This window comes from Streptomyces marinisediminis (assembly GCF_026262575.1).
GTDB lineage: Bacteria > Actinomycetota > Actinomycetes > Streptomycetales > Streptomycetaceae > Streptomyces > Streptomyces marinisediminis.
Genome location: NZ_JAPKFL010000004.1, coordinates 263,703 through 275,046, shown reverse-complemented (window position 1 = coordinate 275,046; position 11,344 = coordinate 263,703). Strand labels below are relative to the sequence as shown.

6 protein-coding genes and 1 pseudogene are annotated in these 11,344 nt (G+C 73.1%); 6 read left to right on the top strand and 1 reads right to left on the bottom strand.

Annotation, left to right across the window (positions count from 1 at the left end; all coding sequences use genetic code 11):
- The 3 genes and pseudogenes from OSB71_RS05440 to OSB71_RS05430 all read left to right on the top strand — a co-directional run.
- Positions 1-187, top strand: a pseudogene (locus OSB71_RS05440) (Uma2 family endonuclease); the annotation flags it as partial.
- 509 nt (positions 188-696) lie between these two features.
- Positions 697-1,062 (top strand): hypothetical protein, encoded by a 366-nt coding sequence (locus tag OSB71_RS05435; protein WP_265944768.1) that lies wholly within the window; start codon positions 697-699, stop codon positions 1,060-1,062.
- A gap of 197 nt (positions 1,063-1,259) precedes the next feature.
- Positions 1,260-1,928, top strand: coding sequence for a hypothetical protein (locus OSB71_RS05430; RefSeq protein ID WP_265944766.1), 669 nt, complete (start codon positions 1,260-1,262; stop codon positions 1,926-1,928).
- A gap of 654 nt (positions 1,929-2,582) precedes the next feature.
- Here OSB71_RS05430 and OSB71_RS05425 read toward each other — a convergent pair.
- Positions 2,583-3,845, bottom strand: coding sequence for a nucleotide sugar dehydrogenase (locus OSB71_RS05425; protein ID WP_265944764.1), 1,263 nt, complete (start codon positions 3,843-3,845; stop codon positions 2,583-2,585).
- Positions 3,846-4,034: 189 nt separating this feature from the next.
- Here OSB71_RS05425 and OSB71_RS05420 point away from each other — a divergent pair, with 189 nt between their 5' ends.
- The 3 genes from OSB71_RS05420 to OSB71_RS05410 all read left to right on the top strand — a co-directional run bounded on the left by OSB71_RS05420 (position 4,035) and on the right by OSB71_RS05410 (position 11,158).
- Positions 4,035-5,741, top strand: a complete 1,707-nt coding sequence (locus OSB71_RS05420; RefSeq protein ID WP_265944762.1) for a glycerol-3-phosphate dehydrogenase/oxidase — start codon at positions 4,035-4,037, stop codon at positions 5,739-5,741.
- 135 nt (positions 5,742-5,876) lie between these two features.
- The gene (locus tag OSB71_RS05415) at positions 5,877-8,291 is read left to right on the top strand and encodes a serine/threonine-protein kinase (protein ID WP_265944760.1); all 2,415 of its coding nucleotides are present in this window, start codon (positions 5,877-5,879) and stop codon (positions 8,289-8,291) included.
- A gap of 230 nt (positions 8,292-8,521) precedes the next feature.
- Positions 8,522-11,158, top strand: coding sequence for a serine/threonine kinase C-terminal domain-containing protein (locus OSB71_RS05410; RefSeq protein ID WP_265944758.1), 2,637 nt, complete (start codon positions 8,522-8,524; stop codon positions 11,156-11,158).
- The last annotated feature ends 186 nt before the right edge of the window (positions 11,159-11,344 follow it).

Here is an 11,344-nt window from a genome sequence, read left to right as displayed (position 1 = left end):
GCTCTACGCCGATGCCGCCATCCCGCATTTCTGGCGCCTCGAGTTCGACCCGGCTCCGATGCTCGCCATCTACGAGTGGGAAGCCGGCCGGTACGTGGAGCGGACGACCGTCCTCGCGGGCGTGACCACACGCCTGGACGCCCCGTTCCCCATCGCAATCGACCCTGCCGCGCTCTCCCGGCAGTAGATGCGGTTCGACGGCAACGCCGACGGCAACCGGGCCCGCCAACGGCATACACCAGCGGACTTCCACGGACATACGGATTGGCACTGACCTGCAGAAACGCAGGTGATAAGCCCTTTCCCTCCACACGTACTATGTGCTGGCTGGGCAGACTCCGGTCCTCGTTCATAACAGCAACTATGATGTCCCATCCGGCTCTCTCCAAGGGAAAAGCTCGCGCAAAAGTTGCGGCTGGAGTCGGCGAACTCGCCCTTCACCGAGAGTGGCCAGCTAACGCCTGATGCGATCTCCGGTTCCAGATTGGCGATGCCTGGAACGAAAATGGGGAACAAGGAACTTCGATATCGATTCGCAGAACGCGGAGGTGCTTCACAGTGGGGCAAGTACAGCACCAAGACGAATCAAAGCCCGTAGGGTGATTATCAAGTGCACTACTACATGAACCGAGTATCTGGCGAGGTCATGTGCGACTACGACTACAAGGTCGTCATGAACCGCAGAGGGGGCGCCCCGTGAAAGTAAGGTTCACCGGCGTCGAAGGTCATGAGCAGAGTGTTCGCCAGGGGGCGGATGTCCTGCGTCAAGGGCAGGTGTACGTGATCCTTGAGGCGTATTGTCAGGTGGACGGACCGAACTACTTCAGGATCGAGTACCGTAGAGGCGAACTCCCGCCCCTCTTTGACTCGCGGCTCTTCGAATTGGTCGATCCGAGGATGCATTCATCGTGGACGGTATCCACTGAGTGGGACGGGTCGCTCACAATGGCACCTGCTGTCTGGCAAGTTCCGGGTTTCTGGGAGGAATTCATAGACCATTTCCCGCGTGCGATCGAAGTCTATGAGCTCGGCAAAAATGCCCTGATGGCGGGGTCTGAATAGGTAGAGCTGCTGATCTCGATTTCAGGTCGGCGGCGAACGTGATTTGGTGCGGTGCCGTGAGGCTCTACGCGCACCGCCTTGCGGTGGCGATACTGCAATAGGTGGCGCCTATTTCTGCTGGCAAATCTGGAGTCCCGACGGGTGACGCCCGTCGGGGCTCCAGCACTGTCTGACGGCAGTAGTTGACGGCAACGGCGGTGGACGGTGGATCCGCACAGCGGTGGGTCGTCGCCGTCGTCGTGGGTCGACTCGTCGTGGGCAGGACCGTCAAGCGCGGTGCTGAGGGTGTCGATGGCGTCTCGCTGGAAACGGAGCCTTACGTGGTAGACGGTGGCGGTGACGCTGATGTGGGCGTGGCCGAGGAGTTCCGTGATCACGACGAGTTCGCCGCCGTGTTCCAGGGGCAGGGTGGCGGGTGGAGTGGAATTCCCGAAGGCTGTGCGGAGTCGCGGAGTTGCCTTGCGAGCGTCTTTCTGCTGACGGATTTGCGTGCATCAAGTGCAAGCGAGGGTAGGCCCATGGAGCCAGATTCATGCCAGGCTCTGACCGGTCTGATGCGCTGGGAATCGTCGCTGGATGGGCTGATCGAGGCTGCCAACCAGTGCGATCGACAGGAGGGGCCGCCTGTACGCTTGGGCCGTGATGCCGTAGTGGAGGTTCTACAGCGGTGCATCTCTGGGGAACTAGACTTTTTCGATTTGCCGAAATGGGCTGATGCGATTCACATGCTGGATCGTATCGAGATCGGCGAAGTAGATGTTGAGATGGTGACTCAATTCATCTTCGAGGTGTCGACTCCTGAACTGTTCGAGCCGATCACCGTTGATGTATGTCGGCGATGGGTCAGTCGAATGGAACATGGGTAGCACTCTGCTCGCGCATAGCCTGGAGGGCCGGACAGAGGAAGGTCTGACCGGGCCTGCAGGTGTTTGGCGGCGATGGTGACGCCGACGTCAGGGGGCAACTGCCGAGGTGGGTGGGTCGTCAGGCTCCTCGTCGCCGTGGTCGAGGGGGCGATGGCCTGGTCTTTGAGCCGGAGCCGGGCGTGGGTGTAGACGGTTGCGGGGACGCCGGTGGGGACGTGGCTGAGATGGTCCTTGATTTGACGAGGGCGGCGTCTCGCTCCGGGAGCGGGGTGGCCGTCGGGTGGCGGAGGTGGAGGAGGGCGGACGTGGTGGAGCCCTCGCCGGTCGGGGAGTCGGTCGAAGTGGCGGGTTGTGTGGCCGTGGGTCGGCCCGCCGGTCGGCGTGACGGGGACGTGCCGCTGACCTGCCAGTCGATCCCGGCCGTCTTGCGCTCTGCCTCCTGGCGTTCCCGGTCGCCTTTCGGTGACAGGTCCCCCGCGGTCGGTAGGGCGGTGCGGCGTGCTGGCGGACGGGTCTTGGTGGGCCGGGCGAGTGTGCACGCGTGTGTAGCCGGGCGGTGCGGGGAGCGTCGGGAGCGGACGGCTCCGGGGGCGGGGCAGGGCGGGGCGTGGTCGGTGGCTGGGGGCGGTCGTCTCCGGGGTGGGGTGGCGGGGGTCACAGGCGGTAGGCGGTGCCGGTGGGGGTGGTGCCGCGGGTGTCGAGGAGGAGTTGGGCCTTCGCGGAGAGGCCGGCGAGGTCGTAGGTGCGGTGGGGCTGGAGGAGCACGGTGAGGTCGGCGGCGGAGGCGGTGTCGTAGAGGGAGTCGGCGCGGGGGACGGGGCGGCCGGCGACGTGCCAGACGGGGACGTGGGGGTCGTGGTAGCTGAGCTGGGCGCCGAGTTCGAGCAGGCGGGTGGCGATCTCGCGGGCGGGGGAGCCCTCCTGGTCGGGGAGGTCGGGCTTGTAGGTGACGCCGAGCAGGAGGACGCGGGAGCCGCGCGCGGACTTGCCGTACTCGTTGAGCAGTGCCGTGGCGCGCTGGGTGACGTAGCGCGGCATGCGGTCGTTCACCTCGCGCGCCAGCTCCACCATGCGCAGCGGGTGGCCGAGGGTGCGGTTGCGGTAGGCGAGGTAGTTGGGGTCCACGGGGACGGCGTGGCCGCCGACGCCGGGTCCGGGGCGGAAGGGCTGGAAGCCGAACGGCTTGGTCTCCGCGCACCGGATGACGTCCCAGTAGTCGACGCCCAGGTCGTGGCAGAGGATGGCCATCTCGTTGGCCAGGGCGATGTTGACGTGGCGGTAGTTGGTCTCCAGCAGGTGGGTCGTCTCCGCCTCGCGCAGCCCGCGGGCGCGCACGACCTTGTCCGTCAGCCGCCCGTAGACGGCCGCCGCCGCCTCGGTGCAGGCGGGGGTGAGGCCGCCGATGACGCGGGGCACGGCGGCGTAGCGGAAGTCGCGGTTGCCCGGGTCGAGGCGGGCGGGGCTGCACGCGAGGTGGAAGTCGCGGCCCGCGCGGAAGCCGGAGCCCGCTTCGAGCAGGGCGCGGATCGTCTCCTCCGTCGTCCCCGGGTAGACGGCGGACTCGATGATGACGGTCGTGCGCGGCCGCAGGTGCGGGGCGAGCGTGCGGACGGCGGCGCGCACGGCGGTCAGGTCCAGCGTGCCGTCCTCGCCGAGCGGGGTGGGGGCGCAGATCAGGGCGGTGCGCACGCGGCTGAGCCGGGCCGGGTCGCAGGTGGCGCGGAAGCCGGCGGCGGTCATGCGGCGCAGGTCGGCCGCGGTGAGGGTGCTGGCGCGCGGCGGGCGGCCCGCGGCGAGGTCGGCGACCACCCGTTCGTCGGTGTCGAAGCCGACGGTGGCGATGCCCGCCGCCGTGGCGGCCTGGACGGCGGGGAGGCCGAGGTGACCGAGTCCGAGCACGGCGAGGTCTGCTGGCATGGGCGCGGATTCCCTTCCCCGAGCGGTTAACACTAAGAGCCGCCAGGTCAGGTTAATCGCATATATGACAGATATGGTGGATTGCGGAGTCTGTGGACGGTGCGCGGGTCAGCGTCGTCATCATGGGAACCATCGAGGGCAGAGCCCGGCCTGGGTTCGAGCGGCGGTGCGACACCACGGGAGGCAGCGGTGAGGACAGCGACTCTGGGACCGGACGAGCGGGCCGAGGCACTCGCCCGCATGGCCGAACGCGAGCTGGACGTCCTCGTGGTCGGCGGCGGGGTGGTCGGCGCCGGGACGGCGCTGGACGCGGCCACGCGCGGGCTGGCCACCGGGATCGTCGAGGCGCGCGACTGGGCCTCGGGCACCTCCAGCCGCTCCAGCAAGCTCATCCACGGCGGGCTGCGGTACCTGGAGATGCTGGACTTCGCGCTCGTCCGGGAGGCGCTCAAGGAGCGCGGGCTGCTGCTGGGGCGGCTGGCGCCGCACCTGGTGAAGCCGGTGCCGTTCCTCTACCCCTTGCAGCACAAGGGGTGGGAGCGCTGGTACGCGGGCAGCGGGGTGGCACTGTACGACGCGATGTCGGTCTCCTCCGGGCACGGGCGCGGCCTGCCGGTGCACCGGCACCTGAGCCGGCGCAAGGCGCTGCGCGTCTCGCCCTGCCTGCGCAAAGACGCCCTGGTGGGCGCGCTCCAGTACTACGACGCCCAGGTGGACGACGCCCGGCACACGGCCACGCTGGTGCGCACGGCGGCCTCCTACGGCGCCCTGGCCGCCAACCGGGCCCGCGTCGTCGGCTTCCTGCGCGAAGGCGAGCGCGTGGTGGGCGCGCGGGTGCAGGACGTCGAGCAGGGTGGCACGTTCGAGGTGCGGGCCAAGCAGGTCATCAACTCCACCGGCGTGTGGACGGACGACACGCAGGCGCTCATCGCCGAGCGCGGGCAGTTCCACGTGCGCGCGTCCAAGGGGATCCACCTGGTCGTGCCGCGCGATCGGGTGAACTCCTCCACGGGGCTGATCCTGCGCACCGAGACGAGCGTGCTGTTCGTCATCCCGTGGGGCCGCCACTGGATCATCGGCACCACGGACACCAAGTGGGATCTGGACAAGGCGCACCCGGCCGCCTCCAGCGCCGACATCGACTACCTGCTGGAGCACGTCAACACGGTGCTCTCCACGCCGCTGACCCGGGACGACGTGGAGGGGGTGTACGCGGGTCTGCGGCCGCTGCTCGCCGGGGAGTCGGACGCGACGAGCAAGCTGTCGCGCGAGCACACCGTCGCGCACCCGGTGCCCGGGCTCGTCGTCGTGGCGGGCGGCAAGTACACGACGTACCGGGTCATGGCGAAGGACGCCGTGGACGAGGCCGCACGCGCGATGGACCACCGGGTGGCCGAGTGCTGCACGGAGAACGTGCCGCTCGCCGGAGCGGAGGGCTACCCGGCGCTGTGGAACGCGCGCGCCCGCCTGGCCGCCCGCACCGGGCTGCACGTCGCCCGCGTCGAGCACCTGCTCAACCGCTACGGCACGCTGACGCAGGAGGTGCTCGACCTGGTCGCCGGGGACTCCGCGCTGGGCGAGCCGCTGCCGTACGCCGACGACTACCTCAAGGCCGAGATCGTCTACGCCTGTTCGCACGAGGGCGCCCAGCACCTGGACGACGTGCTGACGCGGCGCACCCGGATCTCCATCGAGACGTTCGACCGCGGCACGCGCAGCGCGCGCGAGTGCGCCGAGCTGATGGCCCCGGTGCTCGGGTGGGACACCGAGCGGGTCGAGCGCGAGGTGGAGCACTACCACAAACGGGTGCAGGCCGAGCGGGAGTCGCAGCTCCAGCCGGACGACCAGACGGCGGACGCGGCCCGGTTGGGGGCACCGGAGGTGGCTCCCGGGTAGGCCCGGCGGGCGTCCGCAGCGCCCAACCACGCCGCGCGACCGAGGCCTTGGCCCTTCTGACGGGGGTGTGCCGGGAGGGACTCGGCCATGAGTGAGAATGGGGCGACTGCTGGGCGGCTGAGCGCGAGGGGAAGCATGGGCGAGAACGGCGACACGAAGGCCAGTGCCGATGCCGCCGCCAAGGAGGCGCGGACGCACGACGTGAAGCCGGCCGACGCGGCGGCGGACGCGCCCGGGGGCCGCGCCGACGGCCCGGGTGCGCCCTCGGCCCGCTCCGGAGCGGCGCCGGCTCCGAGCGACCCCCGCGAGACGGCTGACGCCGCGAAGAACGACTCCGCGAAGACCGACGCGAAAAGCCCGGGGAGCGCCGGCCCCGCGAGCGCCGGCGCGGAGCGGTCGAAGGCGTCCGACGCCGCCCGGGCTGACGCGGGCAAGACGGGCAGCGCGGACACCGCGCGGGACGGGGCCGGGGAATCTGACGGGGCGAAGGACGCGCGGATTGACGCGGTCAAGGCTGACGGGGCGAAGAATGCTCCGGCTGACGAGGTGAAGGCCGGCGGGGCGAGGGACGCGCGGGGTGACGCGGGGAAGGCCGACGGGAAGACGGGGGACGCCGCGGCGGGTGCGCGGGAGGCCGGGCGCAAGGGGGCTGCCGCCGGGCGGGAGACGGGGCGTCTGCTGGCGGGGCGCTACCGGCTGGGCGGCGTGCAGGGGCGCGGCGGGATGGGCACCGTGTGGCGGGCGCGCGACGAGGTGCTGGGCCGCACGGTCGCCGTCAAGGAGCTGCGCTTTCCCTCCGACATCGACGAGGACGAGAAGCGCCGCCTGATCACCCGCACGCTGCGCGAGGCGAAGGCGATCGCGCGCATCCGCAGCGGCAGCGCCGTCACCGTCTTCGACGTCGTCGAGGAGGACGACCGGCCCTGGATCGTGATGGAGCTGGTCGAGGGCCGCTCGCTGGCCGACGTCATCCGGGAGGACGGCCCCGTGACGCCGCGGCGCGCGGCCGAGATCGGGCTCGCGGTGCTCGGCGTGCTGCGCGCCGCGCACCGCGAGGGCATCGTGCACCGGGACGTGAAGCCGTCGAACGTGCTGATCGAGGAGGACACCGGCCGCGTCGTCCTCACCGACTTCGGCATCGCGAAGGTGGAGGGGGACCCGTCGGTCACCTCCACCGGGATGCTGGTCGGCGCGCCGTCCTACATCTCGCCGGAGCGGGCGCGCGGTCAGCTCCCGGGCCCGCCCGCCGACATGTGGTCGCTCGGCGGGTTGCTGTACGCCGCCGTCGAGGGCCATCCGCCCTACGACAAGGGGTCGGCGATCGCCACGCTCACCGCCGTCATGACGGACGTGCTGGAGCCGCCGCGCAACGCGGGCGAGCTGGCGGAGGTCATCTACGGCCTGCTGCACAAGGACCCGGGTGAGCGGCTGGACGACGCCGGGGCGCGGGTGCTGCTCCAGGCCGTGCTCGACGCCCCGGAGGACCCGGTTCCGGGCGCCACGGCGACGGTCGCGATGCCCGGTGCCGCGCCGGGGTCGTCCGGCGCGGCCTCCTCGGCGGCGTCCGGCGGCGTGGCGCGGACGGCGTCGTCCTCGGCCTCGGCTCCGCGCGTCCGGTCGGCCACGTCGGGGAAGCGCCCGGCGTCGGCCGCGTTCGCCTCGGGCGGCGGCGGGAACGGTGACGGTGAGGGCGGTGAGGGCGGTGACGGCGCCCGGCGCCCGCGGACGCTGGTGATCGCGGCGGTCGTCGTGGTGCTCGTCGGGGTGCTCGGCGCGGTGCTGGCCTTCGCGCTGAACAGCGGGGACGGCGGGAAATCCGGCGGCCAGGGCGACGGCGCGACGGCGGCCGGGGGCACCGGCGAGCAGGACGGTGGCGCGGACGGCGGCGGCCGGGACGACGCGCAGGGCGGCGAGCAGGGCACCGCGGGGAAGAACGGCGGCCAGGGCGAACAGGGCGGCGCCCGGGGCGGCGACGGCGGCAACGGTGGCGACGGCGGCAACGGTGGCGACGGCGGCGAGGACGAGCCCGGGGCCGGGGACGGCGGGGGCGCCGGCGGGGAGGACGGCGCCGAGCCGTCCGGCGACGGTCTGCCCGAGGGCTACGAGACGGTGACGGACGAGCGGTTCAAGTTCTCCATGGCCCTGCCCGACGACTGGACCCGGGTGCGGACGGCGGGCCGGGAGTCCGGCGGGGTCTACGCCGCCGACCTGGGCGCTGTTCCCAGCGTCCAGGTCGACTACACCAGCAGTCCGAAGGACAGCGCGCTGAACGCCTGGGAGGCGCTGGAGAGCGCCGTCAGGGGAACCTTCAACGGCTACGAGCTGGTGGGGATGGAGCCCGTGCGGTGGCGCGGTTACCCCACCGTCGCGGACTGGACGTACGAGCACACCCGCGACGGCCAGCGGCTGCGCTCGGTCAACCGCGGCTTCCAGGTGGACGCCGGGCGCGGGCACGCCATCCTCGTCACCTGCGCCGCCGACGCGTGGGACGACGAGGAGTGCACGACGCTGCGCGAGACGGCGTACGAGACGTTCCAGCCGGTCGACTGACCGCGCCGGAGGCGGCCCTGACGGGGTGACGACTGCCTGGCGCGCGGGTGTACGGCACATGAACGACGTGCGCCGTGCGCCGGTCTGTGCGCCCGCGCACGCTGAGGCGAGTGTCACGAGGGGCCCCGCGACGCCCAGTTGGCCCGTATCGTGAAGGGTCGTGGACCGTGCGCATCCGCAGACCGGCGGGTGGGGCGGCCCTGACGGATGCGCTCGTGTGGGGAGGCCTCGTGGACGAGTTCGCGGGTCGGCTGCTGGCCGACCGGTACCGCCTGCCCCAGTCGCCCTCGGAGGAGGACGAGCCGCGCGAGTGCGTGGCCTACGACACCGCCAGCGGCCAGGACGTCGTGGTCCGGCAGGTGCCGTTGCCGGAGGTGGTCGACGCGGAGGTGCTGGGCGAGCCGGACGCCGCACGCTGGCCGCCCGGTGCGACGCGGGAGCCGGACGACCCGGCGGTGCGCCGTGCCGTGGAGGCCGCGCTGGCCGCCGCCCGGATACCGGACCACCCACGGTTGGACCAGGTCTTCGACGTGTTCGTCGAGGACGACGGCCTGTGGGTCGTCAGCGAGTACGTGGCCGGGCGGCCGCTGACGGCGCTGCTCGCCGAGTCCCCGCTGACGCCGCACCGGGCCGCCGAGATCGCCGCCGACCTGCTGGCCGCGCTCAGCGCCGTGCACACCTACGGCTGGACGCACCGCAACATCACCGCCCGCTCGGTCCTCGTGTGCGACGACGGCCGGGCGCTGCTCACCGGCCTGGCGTCCGGCGCCGCCGAGGAAGCCCTGTGCGGCTACGACCCGTTGCCGTCCGAGGGTCCGATGGCCCCGGCCGATCCGGGCCGCCACGGGCCGCCCGAGGCCGCGGCCCCCGCGCTCGCGGACGCCCCCGCGCCCGGCGGCGCCGGCGAGCCCGGAGCACCGCGCCCGGACGACCCCTTCCGCGAGCCCGCGTACCAGGGCGAGCCCGGCTACGGCGGCGACTCCGGCTACGGCGGCGACTCCGTGTACGAGGGCGACTCCGGCTACGGCGACGACTCCGCGCACGGCGGCCGCCGGGGCCCGGTGTACGCCGACGAGGTGGCCCCCGTGCGTGCCGCCGCGCACCCGGAGTCCTACGTCGAGGACGCGCCGGACACCGGTGCGCACGCCGACGAGGGCCGCGTGCGGTACGGGCCGTGGGGCGGGGACAAGCCCGGCCCGGCCGCCTCCGGGCCGCACCTGCCGCCGCCCCCGCCGGAGTACGCCTACGCCGACGACCCCGACGTCGTCCCGGCGACGCCCTACGACGGTGACGACCCGGGCCCGCGGGACCTGGAGCCGCATCCGTACGCGCACCTGGGCTTCCCTGAGGAGGCCCGCCCCCGGGGCGTCGAGGACGACGGCTACGGCACCGAAAGCACCGGTAGCCACACCGGCCACGGGGGTCACCCGGGCGACGACGGGCAGGGCCACGGCGAGTCCGCCGCCCCGGCCCGCGCGGCCTGGACGGCCCCGGAGGCGGGCGGGGGCGGCGCGGCGGCCCGCTACCGGGGCCCGGCCTCCACGCTGGCCGCCGAGCGCGCCCGGCAGGCCCGGATGACGATGGTCGGCCCGGTCACCGAGCGCTGGGCGCCGGAGCAGGCGGGGCCGGTGTACCAGAACTGGCGGCTCGCCCCGCCGGTGGGCGCGGCCGCCGACCTCTGGGCCATCGGCGCGCTGCTGTTCCGCGCCGTCCAGGGCCACGCGCCCTACCCCGAGGAGAACACGGCCGACCTGGTGCAGCTCGTGTGCGCGGAGCCGCCCGCGTTCGCGGAGGAGTGCGGGCCGCTGCGCCCGGTGATCGAGTCGCTGCTGCGCCAGGACCCGACCGAGCGCCCGGACTTCGAGGAGCTGAGCGGTTGGCTGCGCTCGCTCATCCGCTCGGCTCCGGAGCCGGACGTGGGCCACAACGTCGTGACGGCGCACGCGCTCGCCGCGGGGCGCCGCTCCGACCCGCGCCGGCTGCCGATCCTGCGGCTGCGCGGTGAGCTGGTGCGGGTGCGGCGGCGTCGGCGTCCGGAGCGGCCGCCGGCCGCGGCCGCCCCGCCGCGCCACCGGGGCGACCGGCGGCGCCGGGCCGGTGCGGGCCGGTCCGGGCGGCAGCGTGCGGGCAGCCCGCGCCGGCTGGGCGCGCTGCTGGTCGGCCTGGTGCTGGCGGGGCTGGTGGCGGCGGTGGGCGTCGCGGTGCTGGTGATGCCGCCGGCCGACCCGTCGAACCCCAACCGCCGCGGCTCCGTCGGGGAGGCCCCGGCCGATCCGGCGCCGCCCCCGGAGGGGGATGACGCCGCGCCGCCGGAGCAGTCCGCGGACCCGGAGGACGCCGCGCCGGACGAGGCGGAGGAGCCCCGGGACGCCCGGACGCCGCAGGCCGGTGCGCCCGGCGCGGAGGAGCCCGCCGTCCCCGAGGGCTACGAGCTGCGCCGCGATCCGGCGGGCTTCCAGATCGTCGTGCCGAAGGGCTGGGCGCGCGGTCAGACGAGCGCGGAGCAGGTCCGCTACAGCGGCGACGGCCTGGAGCTGATCGTCGTACCCGGCCGGGACGGGGCCGACCGCTACGGTGCGGACCCCCGCGCGTACCAGCTCGGCGACGAGCCGGAGCTGGCGGACTACCGCGAGTCGACGGGCTGGAAGACGGTCAGCGGGGTGCGGACGATCACCGTGGGGGACACGGCGATGGCCGAGGGCGAGTTCGTCTGGGAGACCGGCGGCGAGCGGCGGCTGGCGCGCAACCGGGCGATGCTGCTCGGCTCCACGTACCACGTGGTCCTGGTGCGCGGACCCGAGCAGCGGCGCGCGGACATCGACGCCCACTTCTCCGAGGTCGTGGACACCTACCGCGCCACGGGCTGAGGCCCCCGCGCCCCGCCTCGCCCCCGTCGCGTCCTGCGGGGCCGGTGTGCGCCGGTCGGGTGCTGGAGTTGGTGTCCCGGCGGTGGGTGCGCCAGTCCGTGCCAGTAATCACTGGCAAGTTTTTGGAAAAGGGGTTACCCACGGGTACCGCCGCCCGTGGTCGCGGGCTTACCCTCCCCCCTATGC